The 22057-nt window shown below is 49.5% G+C and carries 19 protein-coding genes; 14 read left to right on the top strand and 5 right to left on the bottom strand.

Annotated elements, in window-relative coordinates:
- Positions 1-464: 464 nt before the first annotated feature.
- Both AOY24_RS07100 and AOY24_RS07095 read left to right on the top strand, forming a co-directional pair.
- On the top strand, positions 465-1634 hold the full coding sequence (locus AOY24_RS07100; RefSeq protein ID WP_054176403.1) for an efflux RND transporter periplasmic adaptor subunit: 1170 nt from the start codon (positions 465-467) through the stop codon (positions 1632-1634).
- Positions 1631-4822: an efflux RND transporter permease subunit gene (locus tag AOY24_RS07095; RefSeq protein WP_054176402.1), complete on the top strand. Its 3192-nt coding sequence runs from the start codon at positions 1631-1633 to the stop codon at positions 4820-4822. The genes AOY24_RS07100 and AOY24_RS07095 overlap by 4 nt, the downstream gene beginning before the upstream one ends.
- Positions 4823-4877: 55 nt before the next feature.
- On the opposite strand, the gene AOY24_RS07090 is transcribed toward AOY24_RS07095, so the two are convergent.
- Positions 4878-5297, bottom strand: a complete 420-nt coding sequence (locus AOY24_RS07090; protein WP_048330677.1) for an Rrf2 family transcriptional regulator — start codon at positions 5295-5297, stop codon at positions 4878-4880.
- Between the two features lie 111 nt (positions 5298-5408).
- On the opposite strand from AOY24_RS07090, the gene AOY24_RS07085 reads away from it, so the two are divergent.
- Positions 5409-5783, top strand: coding sequence for a hypothetical protein (locus tag AOY24_RS07085; protein WP_044173415.1), 375 nt, complete (start codon positions 5409-5411; stop codon positions 5781-5783).
- 325 nt (positions 5784-6108) lie between these two features.
- On the opposite strand, the gene AOY24_RS07080 is transcribed toward AOY24_RS07085, so the two are convergent.
- On the bottom strand, positions 6109-7014 hold the full coding sequence (locus tag AOY24_RS07080; RefSeq protein WP_038807512.1) for an AraC family transcriptional regulator: 906 nt from the start codon (positions 7012-7014) through the stop codon (positions 6109-6111).
- Between the two features lie 236 nt (positions 7015-7250).
- On the opposite strand from AOY24_RS07080, the gene AOY24_RS07075 reads away from it, so the two are divergent.
- From AOY24_RS07075 to AOY24_RS07060, 4 genes are read left to right on the top strand one after another with little or no spacing between them, the layout of a single operon-like run.
- A complete protein-coding gene (locus AOY24_RS07075; RefSeq protein ID WP_054176401.1) occupies positions 7251-7994 on the top strand; it encodes an SDR family oxidoreductase in 744 nt (247 codons plus the stop codon).
- Between the two features lie 34 nt (positions 7995-8028).
- Complete coding sequence (locus AOY24_RS07070) at positions 8029-8796, top strand: SDR family NAD(P)-dependent oxidoreductase (protein WP_054176400.1); 768 nt, start codon at positions 8029-8031, stop codon at positions 8794-8796.
- A 35-nt stretch (positions 8797-8831) separates the two neighbouring features.
- Complete coding sequence (locus AOY24_RS07065) at positions 8832-9689, top strand: SDR family oxidoreductase (RefSeq protein ID WP_045903272.1); 858 nt, start codon at positions 8832-8834, stop codon at positions 9687-9689.
- Positions 9690-9747: 58 nt separating this feature from the next.
- Positions 9748-10305, top strand: coding sequence for a flavin reductase family protein (locus tag AOY24_RS07060; protein WP_048330680.1), 558 nt, complete (start codon positions 9748-9750; stop codon positions 10303-10305).
- 151 nt (positions 10306-10456) lie between these two features.
- Here AOY24_RS07060 and AOY24_RS07055 read toward each other — a convergent pair whose 3' ends face one another.
- Positions 10457-10786 (bottom strand): YciI family protein, encoded by a 330-nt coding sequence (locus AOY24_RS07055; RefSeq protein WP_048330681.1) that lies wholly within the window; start codon positions 10784-10786, stop codon positions 10457-10459.
- Between the two features lie 102 nt (positions 10787-10888).
- Here AOY24_RS07055 and AOY24_RS07050 point away from each other — a divergent pair, with 102 nt between their 5' ends.
- The 5 genes from AOY24_RS07050 to AOY24_RS07030 all read left to right on the top strand — a co-directional run bounded on the left by AOY24_RS07050 (position 10889) and on the right by AOY24_RS07030 (position 16303).
- Positions 10889-11782, top strand: coding sequence for a LysR family transcriptional regulator (locus AOY24_RS07050; RefSeq protein ID WP_054176399.1), 894 nt, complete (start codon positions 10889-10891; stop codon positions 11780-11782).
- 267 nt (positions 11783-12049) lie between these two features.
- Complete coding sequence (locus tag AOY24_RS07045) at positions 12050-12955, top strand: LysR family transcriptional regulator (protein WP_054176398.1); 906 nt, start codon at positions 12050-12052, stop codon at positions 12953-12955.
- Between the two features lie 107 nt (positions 12956-13062).
- Positions 13063-14073, top strand: a complete 1011-nt coding sequence (locus AOY24_RS07040; protein WP_048330684.1) for a succinylglutamate desuccinylase/aspartoacylase family protein — start codon at positions 13063-13065, stop codon at positions 14071-14073.
- Positions 14074-14094: 21 nt separating this feature from the next.
- Positions 14095-15426, top strand: a complete 1332-nt coding sequence (locus tag AOY24_RS07035; RefSeq protein WP_048330724.1) for an MFS transporter — start codon at positions 14095-14097, stop codon at positions 15424-15426.
- 28 nt (positions 15427-15454) lie between these two features.
- The gene (locus tag AOY24_RS07030) at positions 15455-16303 is read left to right on the top strand and encodes an MBL fold metallo-hydrolase (RefSeq protein ID WP_053067579.1); all 849 of its coding nucleotides are present in this window, start codon (positions 15455-15457) and stop codon (positions 16301-16303) included.
- A gap of 130 nt (positions 16304-16433) precedes the next feature.
- Here the strand turns inward: AOY24_RS07030 and AOY24_RS07025 are convergent, their stop codons facing one another.
- Positions 16434-17372 carry an alpha/beta hydrolase fold domain-containing protein gene (locus tag AOY24_RS07025; RefSeq protein ID WP_048330685.1) on the bottom strand — a complete coding sequence of 313 codons (939 nt, stop codon included), beginning with the start codon at positions 17370-17372 and terminating at the stop codon, positions 16434-16436.
- Between the two features lie 70 nt (positions 17373-17442).
- Here AOY24_RS07025 and AOY24_RS07020 point away from each other — a divergent pair, with 70 nt between their 5' ends.
- Positions 17443-18390, top strand: coding sequence for a LysR family transcriptional regulator (locus tag AOY24_RS07020; RefSeq protein ID WP_048330686.1), 948 nt, complete (start codon positions 17443-17445; stop codon positions 18388-18390).
- 508 nt (positions 18391-18898) lie between these two features.
- Here AOY24_RS07020 and AOY24_RS07015 read toward each other — a convergent pair.
- Complete coding sequence (locus AOY24_RS07015) at positions 18899-19798, bottom strand: integrase domain-containing protein (protein ID WP_054176397.1); 900 nt, start codon at positions 19796-19798, stop codon at positions 18899-18901.
- Between the two features lie 984 nt (positions 19799-20782).
- Here AOY24_RS07015 and AOY24_RS07010 point away from each other — a divergent pair.
- Positions 20783-21439 (top strand): CPBP family intramembrane glutamic endopeptidase, encoded by a 657-nt coding sequence (locus tag AOY24_RS07010; protein ID WP_110237818.1) that lies wholly within the window; start codon positions 20783-20785, stop codon positions 21437-21439.
- Positions 21440-22057: the final 618 nt, after the last annotated feature.

Raw genomic sequence — 22057 nt, 5'->3', positions numbered from 1 at the left:
CCTGTTCATTTTCAGAGCAAATGGAGCTTATGTCAATATGGTATCAAATGGGTATACCTATTAAATACCATCAATCACCACGGGTTTAACAGACATACCAGAGACATTTATAGGGCAGGATCGTCTACGGGAGTTAGGACAGTTCAGTCCACATTTTATGGCGAGCACATCACAACATTAATGCATGAATTTACTTAAATATAGCAATCTCTTCTTTCCTTGAGCTTAAAACCTTTCTAGAGAAAAACTCTTCACGCAAAAATATCATGTAACTTTATCTGTTTCTTGTGATAGCCTATCTCATGACTCATATGAAGTTACATGATTTCGCTTTTTGATACCAGCTAGCCAGATCCTTTTGCGCCCTCGTATCAGTGAAGCAACTCAGACAAAAAGTTTGGCGTTAAGCATCGATAAATTTCTTAACGTCCGATTTCATAATCAAATCATTTCTGGACTGATTTATGACTGTATCGTTCAAACGTCGCATGTTGTGCTTAACCAGTACACTGGCTGTCATCGGGCTGTTCCTTTCAAAACAGAGCGTCATACCCGACGCGTATGCACTTGAGACATCAAACCTTAAAACGGTGCGAACTACGTCCGCAGTTGTTCATACGGTAAACGACTGGGCCGAATTCTCGGGAAAACTGGAAGCCACCGATGAGGTCGCTGTACGTTCAAAAGTTACAGGCGAGATTGTGGATGTTAAGTTCAGGGATGGTCAGTTGGTCAGGAAAGGCGATATTTTATTTATTATCGATCCAGCCCCTTATAAGACTGAACTGGCCCGGGCTCGTGCAGCATACGCGCAGGCAAAAGCGAAGCAGGACCTGGCATTGCTGGATCTGTCCCGGGGTAAAAAACTTATCGGGACCCATGCTATCTCACAGCGCGATTATGACGTTCTGAACAATGCCGCCCGGGAATCGAAAGCAGCCAGGGAGATTGCCGAAGCTGAGGTCGAGAGCGCCAGGCTCAGCGAAAGCTATACCAGGATTACCGCACCGATAACTGGCCGTATTTCCAGAGCAGAACTGACAGTCGGTAATCTGGTCGCAGCCGGTATTGACAGTCCGGTTCTTGCATCCATTGTTGCTCTTGATCCCTTGTATGTCGCTTTTAATGCGGATGAACGAACCTATCTTAATTATATCGACAAGCTTTCAAATAAAGACAAACCTGAAGTGCTGGTAGGACTGGCCGATGAAAAAGATTATCCACATAAAGCCATTCTTCATTCTGTGGATAATCATCTCAGTACTGAAACCGGCACTATCAGGATGCGCGCACTTCTTGATAATCCATCATCAAGGTTGCTTCCCGGTTTACAGGCCCGGGTCAGACTCCAGGCAAGCAAATCTTATACAGCAGTATTGATTGACCAGTCACTGATCCGCACCGACCAGGACAGACGCTATGTTCTGGTAGTCGGAAACAATGACAAAGTTGAATATCGCCCCCTCGAACTGGGAAACAGACAGGGGGAACTGATTGTTGTGAAAAAAGGCCTCAATAAGGGTGACAGAGTTATTTCCGGTGGGGCGCAGTTGGTCAGTCCCGGTGAAACAGTCGTTGTCAGCAAAGACGAATCCCCTTCGTCAAAATCCCGGGAAGGAAATAAGTCATCATGAAAGTATCAAAATTCTTTATCGACAGGCCGGTTTTTGCTGGAGTACTGTCTGCGTTGTTCATTCTGGCAGGGATTATCGCCATATTTCGTCTACCGGTATCGGAATACCCACCGGTTGTCCCCCCATCCGTTATCGTTCATGCCCAGTATCCTGGAGCCAATGCCACCACGATTGCACAGACGGTTGCAGCTCCAATAGAGGAAACTGTGAACGGCGTAGAGAATATGCTGTATATGCAGTCACTTTCAAATGAGGATGGCAATCTCTATCTGACAGTGACCTTCAAACTGGGCACAGATCCCGATCAGGCTCAGCAATGGGTGCAGAACCGGGTGTCGCAGGCTCTGCCCCGGTTACCTGAAGATGTCCAGCGACTGGGTGTCACAACGAATAAAAGCTCGCCGAATATCACACTTGCCGTTCATATGATATCGCCTGATGGCAGATATAACGATAATTACATCAGTAATTACGCCATACGTAACATCAAAGACCAGCTCTCGCGTATTGAGGGAGTTGGCCAGGTATCAGTATGGGGCCCCGGTGGTTACGCGATGAGAATCTGGCTTAATCCTGATGCTATGGCTGCTCGCGGACTGACGACATCAGATGTCGCCTCTGCTATCCGTGAACAAAACGCCCAGTCACCAGTGGGAAGCGTTGGCGCAGCCCCTATGGCAGAAGAAACACCGTTACAGTTGTCAGTTAATGCCAGCGGTCGGCTTAAAACGGCTGAAGAATTTGGCAACATTGTGCTCCATGCCCGACAGGATACCAGAACGACATTATTGAAGGATGTCGCCCGTATTGAACTGGCCGCTGAAAATTATGCCATGCGTACTTACCTGGATAAAAAGCCTGCGGTAGCGCTGGCCATACAGGAGTCTCCGGGCGCAAATGCTCTGGAAATTGCCTCACAGGTAAGTCGCACAATGAAAGATCTGAAAAAACAGTTCCCTGAAGGACTGGATTACCAGATAGTTTATAATCCAACCAAATCAGTCAGGGCGGGTATAGAAGCTGTGCTTCATACTCTTTTTGAGGCCATACTCCTCGTGGTACTGGTTGTTTTTCTTTTCCTCCAGACCTGGCGAGCATCAATCATTCCTCTGCTGGCTGTTCCCGTTTCAATAACCGGCACAATGGCATTTCTGTACCTTTTTGGATTTTCAATCAATGCCCTGAGCCTTTTTGGCCTCGTCCTGGCTATTGGCATTGTCGTTGATGATGCCATTGTTGTTGTTGAAAATGTAGAAAGAAACATAGAAAGAGGCATGACGCCATATCATGCCGCCTGCAAGGCTATGCAGGAAGTCAGTAGTCCCATTATTGCGATCGCGCTGACGCTGAGTGCCGTATTTGTTCCGCTGGCTTTTATGAGTGGCCTGACCGGGAGGTTTTATCAGCAGTTTGCAGTGACAATAGCAGTTTCAACGATTATCTCCGCTATTAACTCCCTTACGCTCTCACCGGCTCTCTCTGCCATGCTGCTGAAGTCACGTGATTCAGACAGCGACTGGCTTACGCGCATTATGCATCGTAGTTGTGGACGGTTCTTTACTGTTTTCAACCGCCTGTTCAACAGTAGTGCCAGGCGATATGAAAAAGGTGTTGGCGCGCTTGGCCAGCGCAAGATCCTGATTATGGTGATTTATGGCATTCTGCTGGCAATTACGCTGTTACTGGGCAGGTCTGTACCTGGGGGGTTTATCCCTGCTCAGGATAAAGAATACCTTATCAGTTTTGTGCAGCTTCCTGCTGGCGCATCATTGTCCAGAACAGACCGGGTACTGGAAAAAATGAATGAAATAGCACGAAGTGAGCCAGGAGTATCTTCCACATCTTCTTATGCTGGATTGTCCGTAAACGGCACCACCACAAGCCCTGGTTCCGGCCTGACATTTGTCCTCCTCAAGCCTTTTGAGCAACGGCCTGGCATCAGCGCAGATGATGTTGCCGCCTCTCTGAATGCCAGATATCAGTCACTTCCTGGCGCAGATTTTGCGGCCGTTTTCCCGGCACCACCCGTTATGGGTCTGGGTTCCCTGGGGGGATTCAAATTGCAGCTTGAAGACAGAGGAAATATCGGTTATGACGGAATGGCCGAAGTACTTCGACGCTTTCAGGCAGAAGCAGCTAAATCACCTGTGCTGACGCCACTTTTTTCAACATACCAGAATAATTTTCCACAAATTAATGTCGATATTGACCGTAATCGCGCCAAACAACTTGGGGTGAACATCAGTGATATCACCGAAACATTACAATCCTATCTTGGCTCATATTATATAAATGATTTCAATATAATAGGTCGTGTATATCAGGTAAGAATGCAGGCCGACGCAGAGTTCAGGGCGACCCCGGAGGATATACTGAAACTACAGACCCGAAATGCCGATGGCAATATGGTACCGCTGTCTGCCATAGCCCGTATTGAGCCGACACACGGTCCTGAGCTGGTTACCCGTTATAACGGTTTTACAGCGGTCGATCTTAGTGGCGCTCCTGCTCCAGGCTATTCTTCAAGTCAGGCGATGGAAGAGATTGAACGTATAGCGATGAAAACACTTCCACCCGGCGTAGAGTATGAGTGGACAGACCTGACCTACCAGCAAATTCTTGCAGGCAACAGTGCCGTCTGGATTTTCCCACTCTGTGTATTCCTTGTATTCCTGGTGCTGGCTGCCCAGTATGAAAGCCTTACGCTCCCTTTGGCTGTGATTATGATTGTTCCAATGAGTATCCTTTCTGCACTTACCGGGGTGTGGCTCACTCATGGGGACAATAATATCTTTACGCAAATTGGATTTATCGTCCTGGTCGGGCTGGCATCTAAAAATGCCATTCTTATCGTTGAATTTGCCCGTGAACTTGAACTTTCAGGTAAGTCTGCCTGTAGCGCAGTGAAGGAAGCATGCCGTCTCAGGCTGCGTCCTATTCTGATGACCTCACTGGCTTTCATCATGGGTGTAATCCCCCTGATGATATCGCATGGCGCTGGCGCTGAGATGCGTCAGTCTATCGGGATATCGGTATTTTCTGGAATGCTTGGCGTCACCCTTTTTGGCTTGTTTATGACTCCCGTGTTCTACCTGTTAGCCCGACAAATATCAGGGAAACCACTGCACTCGGCCACTTTACCGGACGCGCCTGAGGAACGGCCGGTAACAGAACAGGCTTCAGACTAAAAATTTATCATGACCTTTCAACAGCCGGACATTATATGATGCCCGGCTGTTGAATTTATTTATGTTTAAGGACTTCCGGCACAAGCTTATCAAGGGTAAGTTCAGCAAAGCGGTTCGTAATCAGACACCTAGCCTCTTCAAGCGTATCACTTATTTCATTGTTAACTGCATCCTCTATCTGGCATTTGTCATGCTCAGTCGCCCAGCCTATTGAAAAAAGTTCAGTGCTGCCAATAGCGTGGAAAACCTGAAGGAGAGTGATGTCTCCGAGAGATTTCTGGAGTGTCCAGCCACCTCCATGCCCTTTTTCAGAATGAATGATACCCGCCTGTTTGAGCCCCTGGAAAAGGCGTCTGACCACGACCGGATTCGTATTGATCATCAATGCTATATCTTCCGAGGTAACGGGATCGCGTATTTTATCCATATGTATCAGCACGTGTAATGCACGGGACAGCCGGTGGTCTTTTCTCATTTTTTATCCTGTTTACTGCGAAGCTTCTTATGAAACTTTCGTTGTTGCATAAGCGGTGCGATATCATGTATCTTATACTATTACATGAAATCCATACAGAGAGTATTTTTTATGTCATTCGATAATGTGTCAGAACAGTTATGGGTCTGCCTCGTCATTGCACTGATGTCCAGTTGCATTTCAATCACCGTCACACAGCAGGAAATGTTTCGCCCGTTGCGTGAATGGATGGTCAAAAAAAATGCCATGGCAGGTTACCTGTTCAGTTGTTTTTATTGTTTCAGTCACTGGGTGGTTTTTGCCGGTGTTGCAATTTACAGGCCCGTTCTTGTTCATTCAGGATTCTGGTTAATTGACCTTGCGGTTACGGCATTCTTTACCATCGGTTTAACGGCCATGTTCAGCGGGATCATTCTGAAAGTGATGAGAAACGCTATTGCCAAGGCGATTGAAGAAAAAGAAATGAAAGACAAGCTGGGTTTGTAACTCGAACGGGCCTGAAAACCTGGTGATGAAAGCAGGACGGTTAGCCCGGCAATCTGCGCATATAAATGGCACGACTGCTTTACGCTTTCGCACCAGGTTTTGCGATGTTTTACGTTCGTCTTCCACGCAGTTCACAGAGGTACAGGTACATACTGGTTCTGGCTGCCGGTGTTGATGTGCCGGCAGGTGTAGCTGACATTTTTGTTACGAACGAAAATCCTACAGGTTATTCAGATAACCTTCATATCAGCATGAACTGTTAGCGTCCTGGCGTCTCAGTCCGGTTTACAGTGAACATTTGCGCATGAATATCGACAGTTGCAGATTAGTGTGTCGACGTCGCTGCTTCGAGTTGCGCAGGTTCCATCAGTGCGAATGCTGTGCGCATTTTACGTGTCTCCTCTCCGGGGCTGCGACCAAACAGTCTTTTGAACTCCCGATTGAACTGCGACGCACTTTCGTAGCCGACCCGCGCTGCTGCCCCTGCTGCAGTAACGTTATCCCGTATCATCATCAGTCGCGCCTGATGAAGACGCACTGACTTGATGTACTGAATGGGAGAAGTCGCCGCCACGGCTTTGAAATGCGCATGAAAAGCCGGAACGCTCAGGCCAGCTTCGTGCGCAAGTGAAGCCACATCCAGTGGACGGGCGTAATCGAGGTGGATACGCCGTAACGTACGTGCAATACGTCCAAAGTTGCCATGACAGGCCAGCGCAGCACGAATGGCTCCACCCTGTTCACCCAGCAGCACACGAAAAATCAGCTCCCGCACAATCCCCGGGCCCAGAACCCGCGCTTCAAGTGGTGAAAATAATACCTTCAGAAGACGAACTGTCGTATCTGCCAGCGTGTCGTCAAGTGGTGTGGAGACAATGCCAACGGGTGAACCTGATGCAGTGGCATGGTGATCGACAGCCATAACCAGGTCTGCCACAGCTGTCATATCCAGACGAATGGACACAGCAAGCAAAGGCTCTGCCGGACTGGCATCTGTCTCGCTTGAAAATGGCAGAGGTACTGACAGCACCAGGTAGTGCAATGGGTCGTAGTGGTAAACCCTGTCGGCCAGGTAACCTCTTTTGTGCCCCTGACAGACAATAACAATGCCTGGTTCGTACAACACGGGGGTACGCCCCAGCGCGCCGTCAGCACGCATCAGACGCACGCCATCCAGCAACGTACGGGTGTGACCTTCATGAGGGGCGAGCTGGCAAATCATAGCCGCCATTTCGGACTGTTGAGATATGGAGGGCAATCTTTCTGGCATACAGCAGACCTGCTAATTGAATTTAATGATTATATTTTCACTCCCTGCATGCTTAAAAATCAATAAAGAAAATAGGATTAGGCAATGATGCAAGAGTGTCAGGCCTGTCGTCGTATGTGCCCTCTCTTTATGATACCTGCCTGTTTGATATTCCAATGACATTCCCTGTCCCGCCCGGTGACAGGCAAGGAGGAGTGATGAAAACAGTGGTATCAGAAACGTCTAAAGTGGTCATTCTTACCGGTGCCAGTAGTGGTATAGGTGAGGCCACAGCCCGTCATCTTTCCCGGAAGGGGCATCATTTGTTTATCGGTGCCAGACGTATTGAAAAACTGACCGCACTGGCGACAGAGTTGCGGGCAACGGGGGGTAGTGTTGATGCCATGGCAATTGACGTCACGCGACAAGAAGATTTGCAACGCATCGCAGCCAGGGCGCTGGAGAAGCACGGACGTATTGACGCGCTCATAAATAACGCTGGCGTTATGCCACTCTCACCGCTGGCAGCGTTGAAGGTCGAAGAGTGGAACCGCATGCTGGATGTCAATGTTCGGGGCGTTCTGCACGGGATAGCCGCCGTCCTGCCGATCATGCAGGAGCAGGGTGATGGTCACATCATTAATATTGCCTCCACAGGCGCGTATACGGTCTCGCCCACAGCCGCTGTCTATTGCGCCAGCAAGTTTGCCGTGCGCGCTATTTCTGACGGGCTTCGGCAGGAGACCGATGCGATCCGGGTGACGCTGGTCAGCCCGGGAGTGGTCGAGTCAGAACTTGCCGATCATATTACGGACGAAACAGCCCGGACTGCCATGCGCGAATTCCGGCGCATCGCCTTACCTCCGGAGCCCGTGGCGCAGGCAATCGCCTATGCCATCGAACAACCCGCTGGCGTTGATATCAGCGAACTCATCGTCCGTCCTGTGGCCAGTCCTCATTAACCGTAAACATGTTTTCATTTATTCAGGAGTGTTCATGTCAGAGTCAGGCTCTTTTTCCAGGGCTATGCCCTTTGCAGGCCGTGTTGCGATCGTCACCGGTGCCGCCAGCGGTATCGGCCTGGCGACCGTCGAACTGTTGCACCGCCAGGGCGCACGTATCGTCGCAGTTGGCCGGGGGGATAATGTCAATGCGCTGGCACGTGAAGGTATTGTCCCCGTTGTCGCCGACGTGACTCAGGAAGCCAGTGCGGAACTGGCCGTGCGGACTGCAACAGAACAGTTCGGTCGCCTCGACGTCTTAATCAACAACGCTGGCATCATCATCAACCAGCCGGTGGCAGAAATGACGCTCAGGGAATGGAACCAGGTCATGGCTGTTAATGCCACGGGCGCATTTCTTTTCTCAAGGGAAGCCATGCGCCCAATGATGGCGGCAAAATCGGGTGCAATCGTTAATATTGGTTCTTACGCCTGTTATCAGTCTTTTCCCGGTATCGCCGCCTATGCAGCTTCCAAGGGGGCGCTGGCACAGTTAACCCGTACACTCGCGCTGGAAGCTATCACTCACGGTATTCGTGTTAATGCAGTCGGCTCCGGAGATGCGGTGACAAACATCACGAATACAATCCAGCCCGACGGGCAGGCATATCTGGCAGAGCATGGTCGTAAAGCGCCGGTTGGCCGTGCAGCCCACCCCGATGAAATCGCAGAAGTCGCCGCCTTTCTGGCTTCAGACAGGGCCAGTTACATTGTCGGCGCAGTAGTTATGGCCGACGGTGGCATGAGTGTCGCCATTCAGTGATGCAATTCATTTTTCAACAACAGGAGTCTTCATCAATGCAACAACAAACCTCCCCTGCAAAAGTCTGGTTTATCACCGGCGCTGCTCGTGGTATTGGCCTTTCGCTGGCACGCCAGTTACTGGCGCGAGGCGATGCCGTAGCCGCAACCTCCCGCACCCTGACCAGTCTGCGTCAGGCATTCGGCGACGATAACGCGCGACTGCTGGCGCTGGAGGTGGACCTGGTGAACGAAGCCAGCGTTCAAAAAGCCATCGACAGCACCATTGCCGCCTTCGGGCGCATTGACTGTGTGGTCAACAACGCAGGCTACGGCCAGCAGGGCACCATTGAAGCATTAACCGACAGCGAATTGCGTCGCAATTTTGATGTTAACGTGTTTGCTCCCCTGCATGTTCTGCGCCATGCCCTGCCGCATATGCGTACGCGGCGCAGCGGACATATCTTCAACGTGGCGTCGATCGTGGGCTTTCAGGGCGGTTACGCGGGCTGGGGCAGCTATGTCGCCAGCAAATTCGCACTGGCCGGTCTGACCGAAACCCTGGCGGCCGAACTGGCCGAGCTGAACATCAGAGCCACAGTGGTTTATCCTGGACCGGTGCGCACCGGGTTTCTGTCGAAAGAGACGCTGGTCGTGGCCCAGCGCACAATCGCTGACTATACCGAAGCTCAGGCCTCGCTGGACCTCCATCTGAACGGTCTGGACGGCAAACAGGCTGGCAATCCTGATAAAGTCGCTTCTCTGATACTGCAGGCGGCCTTTGCTGACGCCCCTCCCGTGCATCTTTTTGCTGGTAAGATTGCCAACACCCTCGCTGAACAAAAAATGCATGCAGTGAGTCAGGACCTTGATGTCTGGCGAAGCGCGTCAGACGCCACGGATTTTGAAGAGTAATAACCCCCGGGGACATGTGAACCACACTGTCCCTGATTTTCTTTCTGGAGGATATCTCATGCATGACAGCCTGCCTGCGGAAAAAGCGTACCGTATTCTTGAAGCTGGTCCCGTTATTCTGGTGTCCACCAGGGGGACAGATGGCCGGACGAATCTGATGACCGCAGGTTTTCACATGATGATGCAGCATGCCCCACCGCTGGTTGGTGTGATTATCGGCCCCTGGGATTACAGCTATCAGGCGCTGTCAGATACCGGGGAATGTGTTCTGGCTGTACCGCCAGCCGGGATGGCAAAGGCCGTTGTGGACATCGGTAATTGCTCGGGAGAAACAGACGACAAATTTGCGCGTTTCGGCCTGACCCCCGTTGCCGCGCAATCGGTCAGAGCGCCTCTGGTAGATAAATGCCTGGCTAACCTGGAGTGCAGAGTGGTGGATGACAGCCAGGTGCGGCGCTATAACCTGTGGGTGCTGGAAGTTCGGCGGATTTGGCTTGACAGCTCATGGCAGGAACTGCGCCTGCTCCACCATCAGGGCGATGGCCGTTTCAGTGTCGACGGAGAGACGCTTGACCTCAGTGACAGAATGGTAAAATGGCGCGACCTGATGGATTGAATGTTCTGCCATGCTAACCAGAATTGGTTAATGGCGATACATTACCGAACATACCGGAAATGTATCGCCATGAATACAGGCGTTCCTCTTCCCCATACCCTGTATGTGGATCATCCGGCAGACTGAGAGAAATTTTTCTTAACTCAATTGGTTAATCAATTAAATCCTTCAAATCCCCGCTTGCATTATGGCTTGAGTAACTGCTGAGCTGCCCGAACAGCGGGTCCCATTGCTGGATATCAAGGTGGGCAATAAGGCCTTCACGTGCAAAAGGGTCCGCACCGATCATGGACTGGACTTCATCGCGCGTCTCAGCCCTGAAAATAAGAAATCCCGCCCGCAGTGGCGTGTTTTTGAGCGGACCGGACGCTAACAGTTTGCCCTGTTCTATCAGACCTTTCAGATAAATCACATGCTCGCGCACAAAGGTATTCCACCCGCTGCCGTCCGGATGGTCCATTCTGACAATATAAATGTGCATCGTTTTCGCTGTCCTGTTCATAAGACAAAAAATAAGCATAATAAGTATTAGCAGTTTTTAAAATTCGCCAATATTGAGTTCTGAAACAACCAGGAGTAGCGAATGCTGGATAAACTTACCGGAATGCGGGCCTTCGTGGTTGTGGTTCAGACAGGCTCTTTTGTCGCGGCCGCAGACAGACTCGGTATGTCGCCTCAGATGGTGGCCCGCCATATCGCCACACTTGAGAAGCAGCTTGAAACGCGCCTGCTTAACCGAACGACGCGCAGGCAAAGCCTGACGCCGGCAGGATCGCTGTACTACAGGCGTTGTGAAACAATTTTACAGGCCATCGACAGCGCTGACCGGGAAGCAAGCAGTACGAGCGGAGTTCTTGCAGGTACGCTGCGGCTGAATGCGCCGGTAACGTTCGGCCGTTATGTCCTGGTAGATTTTTTGAGCACATTTCTTGAGCGCTACCCGAAAATGCGTATTGAACTTGTTCTTACTGATGACGTTATTAATCCTGCTTCAGAGGATTTTGACCTGGTGATACGAATCGGCGAGCTTGATAAGAAACTCCGGCTTGCGGCAAAACCGTTGCCTGCATACCGATTTATTGCATGTGCTGCTCCTCAATACCTGACAAAGTACGGTCATCCAGAACAACCTTCTGATCTGAAACATCATGAGTGTCTGGTTTTTGCACCCTGGTCTGCGGGGTTAACCCATTACTGGCCTTTTGCCAGCACTGAAGGTCCTGCTGAAGTGATGGTAAACTCTCGCCTGGCGATTAACGACTGGGGAGCAATCCTTGAGGCGGCATTAAGAGGCACAGGTGTGCTGATTGGTTATGAAAAAGAGCTCAGGCGACTTATCAACAGGGAAAAACTCGTTCCTATCCTGGAGAACTTCACTATTCCCTCACGGGAAATGCATTTGCTCTACGACCCTTCACGGGTAAATGAAAGCAGGTATCAGGTATTTATTGACGAAATGATTGATTATCTGAGCTAATTACCCTGGAAGTTCTGAAAGAACTATCATCGCTGCCTCAGGTGTCATTGCTTACTGTCAGACTCACACAGTTGATTGAGTTCTAACCCGGTCAGGCATAGCTAAGGTTGTTTTACAGAAGTAACCAGTTAATTATTACCGTCAGTTAATATCCTGAAGACCCACGCAGGTCTCGTTTAATCCTGATAGTCTGTTTCAGAAAAAATGCAAGCATGTCTATCTCTTGTAATCTTACAGCGAACCTGCAATTTTATTCTGGAGCAAAAAATGGAGCTACGCCATTTACGCTATTTTATCACCGTTGCCGAGCATAAAAGCATTCGCCTGGCCTCTCATTATCTTCACGTCACTCAGCCCGCTATTTCCCGGCAAATACAGGACTTAGAAACTGAAGTTGGGGTCAAACTCTTTATTCGTCATCCTCGCGGGCTTACTCTCACCCTGGCGGGTGAAGCGTTTTATCGTGATATCAAAAAAATGCTCGCTGGACTGGATCTTTCTGTTGAACAGGCGCATCGCATCGCCAGCGGTTTTGACGGGCATCTGCGACTTGGATTTGTGGAAAACAGCAGCTGGGATGGGATTGTACCTTCCACGCTGCGTCACTTTAAGCAGGTTGTGCCGCGGGCAACGCTTGAACTGATTCCGCTGAACACGCCGGAGCAGATTGCATTGATTGAAAAGGGCGAGCTCGATGGCGGTTTTGTTTATGGGTTTGGCGCCATGTCTGAACAGTGTCAGTTTAAAACGTTGTATCAGTACGATATTCGCTTAGCGCTGCCAAAAGCATGGCCGGTTGAGGATAATCTCGACGTTATATCGCTACATCGGGTGGCGCACTTACCGTTTATCACCTCCTTCCGCCGGGTCTATCCCGCCTATTACGATCACGTTATGGCCGCCTGCCACAGCATAGGAATTACCCTTAACGTGGTACAGGAAGCGCAAACAGAGTCCGCAATACTGGCGCTGGTCAATGCCGGTATTGGCGTCGCCCTGGTTAATTCCGCCACTATTTCACGTCTTCCGGTAGGGGTGCGACTAGTCCGTTTGTCAGATCTAAGTATTATGATGCCATTAAAATTCGCATTTCTGGCAGAAAATAACTCTCCGCTGGTGAAACGATTTTTAGATTCACTCCATGAGTCATTAAATATCTTACATTATCCTTAGTGATGCTTTTAAAGCATCACCATGGGTACTATTAAGTACTTTTATTGATTCGACGGCTAAATTCATACTGAGGCCCATCCGCAAACGACCTGAATCAGGAGTGTTAGATGACCTCACCACGTTCGCTTATCAGTGCCACCGTCGATTTTGATAAAGAGGGATTTCAAACCGGCGTGCTGATGCTTCCTTATTCGCACAACACCTCCGCCTATGGGCGTATTCCCGTTCCGATCGCCGTCCTGAAACAAGGGGAAGGTCCAACGGTCCTGATGACCGGGGGTAACCATGGCGATGAGCTGGAAGGACCCGTCGCGTTGATGAAAATTATCCAGGAAATGGCAGCCTGGAAAATTAATGGCAGAATTATTGTGATTCCGGGGCTTAATTTCCCCGCATTTCAGCAGGGTACACGCACTTCTCCTATCGATAATGGCAACCTGAACCGAATGTTCCCCGGGAAGCGGAACGGCAGCCTGACGGAAATGATCGCGCATTATGTTGATACGGAATTATTTCCGCTCGCCGACATTATTTTAGATATGCATGCCGGCGGCGCATCATTTAACCATGCGCCGGTGTTATTAGCCGCGCTTCCGAAAAACGCGGCCCAGCATCGCGACTACATCAAGCTCGTTAACGCTTTCAATGCGCCGACGACCATGATCATGGATCTGCTGGGAGAAGATCGTACATACGGCGCTGCTGCGGAACGTCACGGAAAGCTTTTTCTCTGCGGTGAGTTTGGGGGCGGTGCCTCCTGTAACCCGGATAATCTGCAGATTGTCGAGAGTGGGCTGAGACGCGTTTTACAGGCATCAGGGGTCACGAAGCATGCCCCCGTCGCCTCACAAAATGAGACGCGACTGATGAAGGTAGGCGGCGCCGGACATTATCTATTCTCTGCCGGGCGAGGGGTGTTTGAGCCCTGTTTTAAACTTGGCGATCGCGTTAAACAGGATCAGCTTGCCGGGCGACTCTATAACCTCGATGCCCCCTGGGAACCGGCAAAAGAGCACTATTTTTCCGGGACCGGAGAGATTATGGTCACGCGCACGTTTTCTCATGTCGTCGCCGGTGATTGTATTGCGGTGATCGCTTCGCCTGCCACCTGGTATTAATCCGCTACGAGAGCATTCCCGATGAATATTCGATCCGGTGCTAGTCAAGAGGGGACCACGGTGGGCGCATGCGCCTACCCTGTTGGGTTATTCCTCGCCTGCTTTGCCTTTTCCTATCTCGATCGTCAAATAATGAGTATCCTGGTTGAGCCATTAAAAGCTACTTTACACATTTCAGATATTCAGATAGGTATACTTCAGGGGTTCTCTTTTACCCTTTGCTATGCTACCGCCGGGGTGATTATTTCCCGAATGGTGGACAGCGCCAATCGGGTAAGATTAATTGCGGTGTGCGTGGCCATTTGGGCATGTTCAACGATGTTGTGCGCTACCGCCGGTAGCTATACGGAGCTGTTGATCTGGCGCGGTGGAACGGCTATAGCGGAGGCCGCTCTGAGTCCGGCCGTGTTGTCGCTGTTCGCTGATATGTTTATTGCCAGCCGTTTAACTCGCGCTACCGGAATCTTTATGCTGGGCCCCTATATTGGCAGCGGCCTGGCACTCACCGGGGGCGGAATGTTGTTGGGGTGGTTAACCCGCGAAATGGGCCATATGCCCGGTTTGGCGGCAATGCATCCCTGGCAATGGGTCTTTTTAATCGTCGGGTTACCCGGCATATTACTCTCCATATTGGTTTTTTTCACCGTAAGTGAACCCGCCCGGCGGAATCATCAGGCGAGTCAGACATCGGTGGAAAAGGGAACGCCTGCGTTCCGCGACGTACTTAACGAACTGCTGGTGAAGAACCGTTTTTGCTTGCCTTTTTATTTTGCCTACACCTGCCTCATTATGCTGTTTTATTCGCTGACGGCCTGGTTCCCGACGGTCATGATGCGGCACTTTACTCTCACGGCGGGCTATGTTGGGCAAATTACCGGACCGGTATATATGTGTGCGGGGGTTGTCGGGGTTCTGCTGGCCGGGAAATTAGTGCGCGCGGCGCTACCGGCAAACCTGCTACGAGACTCGCTCAAAGTGTCTGCTTGCGCGTGCGGATTGTTGATTATTTTCTCCGTACTCGCCTCTTGTATGCCATTTTCTACGGCGATTATCTTTTATGCCATAACGCTGTTCTGCGCCAGCATCACCATGGCGCTGGCCCCCATTCCGTTACAAATAGCGATCCCCAACAGAATGCGCGGCCGCGCGATTTCCCTGCTGGTTTTTATGACTAACCTGTTGGGCGGGGGCATTGGGCCGTTTCTGGTCGGATATTTAAGCCAGAAATTTCACGGAATTGACAATGCGCTTGGTTTGGGGCTGGCGATAGTGAGCGTCAGCGCGGCAACGGCTGCGACTCTGTTTTATACTCTTGCCATGAAGCGCAGTGCTACAGCTGTCAGCCATGATTAATGATGTGTTTATCAAAAGGATGCCACCGATGTCTACCCCCGCTTCTTATCGTCTCGGAAATGTGGTTATTACCCGAATTACTGAACAGCTTTTTAGCATGCCGCTGGCTAAATTATTGCCGGATGCCGCAGGCGTTCGTTTTCCTGCAGGGATGAACGCGCAAACGCCGATCGAAATGAGCGTGCATAGCTGGTTAATCGACTCGCCGCAGGGCCGGATACTGATTGATACGGCGACCGGCAATGGCAAGAATCGGCCATTTAGCCCCTTGTTTCATCAGCTCTCTTCGCCATGGATGGAAAATTTAAAGCAGACGGGTATTCAACCCGATGATATCGATTATGTATTGCATACCCATTTACACACCGATCATGTCGGCTGGAACACCCTCTGGGATGGGGAAAAATGGCGGCCTGCGTTTACCAACGCGACATGGGTTTGTTCTCAATCTGAGCTCAATTTTGTCTCATCTCCGGCAGCTGCCGCGCGCAAAATGGTATTTGATGACAGCATTTTGCCGATTGTTGAGAGCGGCCGTCTGGTGACGGTAGCGGATTCCCCGACGGAATTTCTCCCGGGGATCCTGTTTTACCCTACTCCGGGGCATAGCGTCGGGCATATGAGCATTGCCGTTGAAACGACAGAGGGAACGGCGATTTTTTGTGGCGACCTGATGCATACCCCGCTGCAGGTGTCTCATCACGCCCTGAGTTCCGTATTTTGCAAGGATAGTTTGCAGGCGAATCAGTCCCGGAAGTGGTTCTTAAACTTTGCCGCCGAACGTCAGGCGACGGTATTCACAAGCCACTTTTCAGCAAGTTCTGTGGGGCGCGTTACCGGCACAGAAGAGGGCTTCGTGTGGGAATTTGAACGGTAAAATAGAAGGGTCTTAAAAATGTGCCTCGCCTTTGCACAGCGCCAGCGGGGCACTACGGCTTTACCTTGAGGAGCGCGTGAGTACGTTTGTTAGCCTACGGGCGAGCGTTCGCCGCCCGTACCTGTGCAGGTTACTTCCCGCTAGCTTCAGCGATCCTCAGCGCGTCGTCGAGGAAACGGACCGCATTACGCAGAGCCTGGTCGGCTTCGGGTAACGTCCCGGCCAACAGATGCCAGACATGAAACATTCCCGGCCAGACCTCAAGCGACGTGCGTACCCGCGCTTCGCCCAGATGGGACGCGAGACGGATCGCGTCGCTGAGCATGACTTCATTTTCACCGATCTGAATCAGGATCGGCGCCAGATCGTGAACATCGGCAAAAACGGGAGACGCATCGGGATGCGTAGGCAGCGCACCCGCGAGGAAGGTGCGCGCGAGGATATTGAGAAACGCCACGCGGCAGAGCGGATCTATTCCATCGCGCACCGTTGCGGAAAAACCGCTGTGCGTGAGGTTTGCCCATGGGGAGATGGCGACTCCCGCCACCGGCAGCGCAATACCTGCGTCACGGGCCTTACGCATCATGGTTACCACCATTGCCCCGCCAGCAGAATCACCGACCAGAACGAGTTTTCGCGGATCGCTACCGCAGGCCAGGAGGGCGCGATAGGCAGAAAAAACATCGTTTATTGGCACCGGGAACGGGAAGTCAGGCGCCTGGCGGTAGGCCGGGGTGTAGACTTTTGCCTTCAGCTGGTTGGCGAGACGTCCCGTAAGGCCGCGGTAGGCTTCTACGCCTCCGTGAACGTAACCGCCGCCGTGGATATAAAGGACTGTACGCTCTGTCTCAACATCATCTGGCGTCGCGCAGAGAGCGGGGGTGGATCCCAACATTGTTGTATTGTAGGAAACGCCGCGGATGGCCGGAAAGAGATTAAGCATGCCATGCATATATTGCCGGCGAACCTCTGGCCATTCGGTTTCCGTCTCGCCATACAGTTTCTTGACCACGGGGGCGGCGGCGGTGATCCAGCCATCAAGTGCGTTTTGTGCCTGTTCCGGGAGCATTCTCTTACCTCTTGGTTTATTATTCGACAATAACGATGTTACGACTCTAATTAGCGAATATGTTTCCCCTATGAGAGCGGCAAAAGTCCCGAAACGAAATCCGTTAACATCCGAACTCGATCTCCGGGCGATCCGGATATTTGTCGCCGTAGCTGAGGCTGGCAGTTTCGTCGCGGGAGGGGCATCAGTGGGATTGACGCGTTCTGCGGCGGGAAAAGCGCTGTCTCGTCTTGAAGACTACCTGGGGACCCGGTTGTTTCATCGCACAACAAGAAGGCTTTCCCTCACAACGGAAGGCCATGAATTTTATTCCCGCTGCTTACAGATAATCGAAGATGTGCAGGAAGCCGAAGCCAGTATCCGGCATGACCATCCGCTTCCCCGCGGCACGCTTCGGCTAACGGTTTCCGAAGGATATGGCAAAGCGATAGTGATTCCGTTTCTGGGCTCGTTGCTGGCCGCATCGCCCGAACTGAGCGTTGAGGCCAATTTTACGGACCGGATTGTCGATCTTGTGGAAGAGGGGTTTGATCTGGCTATCAGGGTGGGCGAAGGGGTGACCAGCACTGAATATGTGACGCAGGTGATAGCGCGCGCCAGGCCGCGTCTTTATGCTGCGCCGGGCTACCTGGAAAAGCAGGGCGTTCCTCTCAGCACCTCCGGGCTGGAAAAACATCAACGCCTCATCTACGGGCTTGGCACCACTACCACCGCGTGGAACTTCATCGATAAAGAAGGTCAGTCGGTCAGCGTCAACGGCAGGATTTACGCCCGATTCGATAGTGGCGATGCCATCCGGGTCGCTGCGACAGAGGGTATGGGAATCGGACTTCTGCCTCCCTTTGTCGTGGCACGGGAACTGAACGAAGGCAAGCTGGTTGAAGTTTTGCCGTCAATAAGCGCGGCAGAGCTTGCCGTCCATGTCATATATCCCAGCCGCAGGTATCTACCGGCACGAATTCGCACATTTATTGATGAGTTCCGAAAATACCTGAACGATAAGGAAAGTGAATTCTAACTCCATCAGGAATGGTGCGGATTTAATTTTCTGAATAAAACCTATATTCATTTTAAGTATCAATGACACACTCATTCTTACAATGGCAGCGATTTTAATGGTTTAAACGGTATCGTAAGATATGGGATTGTAAAACACTAACAACCACAGACTCTGAGTTTAAAATAAAAAACACCACCATTTCGAATACAAAAACCAAAAAGAACCAAACGATCTGACATCGGAATTATTATCTACAATGAAAAATTTATGGTAACCAACCACAAAATAAAGAAATGACATTCTTTACATGTCAAAAAATTATTATATTAAAAATAAAGCCAACAAGTAAAAAGAGACAATCAATACTTTCCGGAACGGAAACTCAATAAATGAAACAGTAAGACTTGCTGGCGTAACAAGCATGAAAGCCATTCGAATATGTAAATTTACTGATTGGAAATTTAAAAAAGCCACAGCCCTGAATGAGCTGTGGCTCTACATCCTGAAAATTCAGTAGCGATACAATCTATTCTGTTTCCTTACGAAAATAAACTTGTTTGATATAACGCCCCCGGCCATCTCCATGGCCCAGATCCATTGAAACTAATGCCTCGGCTTCATCGCGACTCATTCCATTTTTAATATGATGATTTACAGCATCTCGTGAATAAGCATAACGTAAACTGTGCGGCGCATTTTTACCATTCATCCCTGCCTCTCTTACAATATTTCGGTAGCGATCAATTGCGGTATGCAGAGAGGGTTTATCAATCAGCTTCCCGTTATGTTCACTGATATATTGAATTGCTTTATCAAGAATTGATAAAACTTTTTCACGATTGTAAACTGTTGTTTCTCTCGGCCTCCCGCCTTTCGTCCCAAATACAATACGGACACGTTCATGATTATTAATCAATGCTTGTCTCCATGTTTTTAAAGACTTTGCAGACTGAACGGTTTCTTCTGTTCTCAACCCAAGATATCGGGAAAGTTGCACAGCAAGAGCTACGCCTTCGTCTTTTCTTTGAGCAAAATTGACTACAGCGTTGAGTTTTTCGTCTGTAATAGGTAGTTTCGTACCATCTCTGTTTGCTCCGGAAATTCCGAGCGCATGATTGCTCAAACTAATATGATTAGGGTCAGCAAGCTTATTTCTTCCGGCTGATAGCAAGATAGATCTGATTGCGGACATTTCATTCTGAAGGGTTCTGAGAGAAAGGTTTTCCGTCTTCCTGCTTTCCATATATTTTTCAACATGTGAAGTTTTAATGTGTTTCACGTCCCTAATCTGAATATTCAGATCTGACAGTCTCTCAGAAAATCGTTCTGCAATTCTTGAGCGATCAGCCACAGTTTTATAACTTCCCCGTCCCTGACGAGCAAGTGTGACAAGTTGTTTGCACAGCTGTTTACTGAATCTGGACATTCCTATATCTCCACAGGGATACACGTCCCTCGGCTTGTAAATAAGCGGACGGATCTGTACCCCAGTAATTCATCCCCGACGACACGGTTGCTTTTGCGCTTCCTGCGTCTCAACTGGTATCTGTGCATCGGGGCGGCGAATTGTTGAGTTCTTGCGAGGCACCCCAGATCTCTGATCTGTTTGCTGCTTATGCAGAGCTGACTTACGTCAAGCTGCCTCCAACACTACTGTTCGTAGTGTCGCCATCGATACCGAGTCGATTTCCTCCTTACTGATAGTTGAACGTTCAGACGGCCTTCCGTCGTGCTTACGTTGATGTAAAAGTGAGTTTAATACCGTACTGATACGGACTACATGTTGGTCAGATGGTAGTAAAACGTTGAAAACCACGTCGTACGTGGGTTGAGACGTTATGCGCTGCGCGCGTCACTTGGTAGTGTCTTCGCCACTTCACAAGTGACGCCGCGCAGCTTCGTGCTCCTAATGCAACTCCGTAAGCGGCCAAATGTACCAAATGGCCTTATCCGTCGATGCAAAAGTCGTACGAAACTCAGGGCGTATCACTGCAAATGAGAAGACGTTGAACTGATGCCGTTCACAGAACGGAAGTGAATTGAAACTGGCAGATTTGCTACACAGTAAACCTTCATCGCCGCGTCATAGTGCGCTTTCATAGACGATATCTGCTTTCAAAGGTGAGCAGATTTGCCACATTTTTCATGTACTCCCTTTCAGGCTTAGAGAGTTTTATTGTGCAGTCACCCGAAGGCGCTCCTCACAGACTGCCGGAACATTGGTGGTCGCAGCTTAAGTGCGACTGTAGCCACCCGAAGGCGCTCATCACAGGCTACAAGAGCATTGGTGGTCGCCAGTGCGACAGTACAACAGTTTGATAGTACCAACAGGGAAATACGACGTCAAATGGATGTAGACATCGTTTTTTGGGTGAGTAATATGTAGTTTTCTCCGATGAAAGTGGTTGATATGGATATTTTAAAACAACGCCTTATGATTCTGACTTTCGGATTATCTAACTTTTTATTCTTTTATTTATTATTAACCTCTATTGATCTAAATATATTCTTAATGACCAGGCTTAATTTCTCAATATTACATTTGCAGATAATTAAGCCTCTGATGATGCTTTTAATTTTTTTATCCATAACTCACTTATTAAATAACACCTCAATTTACCAAGGATTAACCTGGGGGAAACCTAACAAGCAGTCATTTGTTTTTTTCTTGCTCATAATTATTGCTTACACTGCTTCATACTACCTTACGCCGAAAGAACCCTTCGTTACAGAATTTACTAAAGGTTTGTCACATGAAATGGCAGCTGTAAAAATCGCAGCCACAATTATTATTTTCCCTCTACTGGAGGAACTGGTTTTCAGAGGAATTATCCTGAGTTCTTTTTTAAACGCCCTTGGTGAAAAGGCGGGCTATATCATCGGTGGGCTGACAGTTTCTGTTTTGTTTGCAGTTATACACACACAGTATTCATTGCCCACCAAAATCCAAATGTTTTCACTTTCATTAATTTTCTGTGGAGCAAGATATCAAAGCAGAGGGCTTCTTTTACCAATTCTACTGCATGCTTTTTGTATCGCGCTTGGCCTATATATTGAGTTAAAATAAACCAACTACAAAAGGTAGTTATCATTAACACATAATGATAACTACCTTGTCCCGATAAAATATCACTCACCTATAGCCACGGAATGAATTTCCTTCATCAACTTCTGTACGCCAGATCCCGATAGCCTTTCTGCAGATGCCGAAGAATATGTTATATAGAGTTTACTCCCACTCCCGTTTTTTTCAATTTCTACATCTAAATGATCGTTATCATTCCAGTCAGATCCCATTTTATAATAGCTACCAGGTATTGCCTCCCAAACTGGATGTGCATCATCTTCAGCGGCCGCTTTCCATGCCCCGTCATTAGAGCTATTCCGTAAACTATCCAGCTCCTGACTTGACATAAACTTGTAATGTCTTTTTATTCTGGCAGCAGCAGTATCTACATCAACAGCTACAGTATAATTTTTAGACTTGGATTCTTTTTTTTATGACTGAGGTAAATGCATTGGTGTTGTAACATCAGTTGATGGGTTAGAGTTTCCCCTCAAAGAGTTCATTATACCTGAAGCACCATCACTGATTTTCTTATTTGTATCTGCTATTTCCTGCATGCTACAGGCTGTGACAAGAGCAGGAATTATTAAAATGGCGGTAAGACTCCTCACGATCCAT

Origin of the sequence: Citrobacter sp. CtB7.12, assembly GCF_001297795.1 — a bacterium.
GTDB lineage: Bacteria > Pseudomonadota > Gammaproteobacteria > Enterobacterales > Enterobacteriaceae > Citrobacter_A > Citrobacter_A amalonaticus.
Note: the sequence above shows the minus strand (reverse complement) of the source record. Positions and strands in the feature narration are given on the sequence as shown.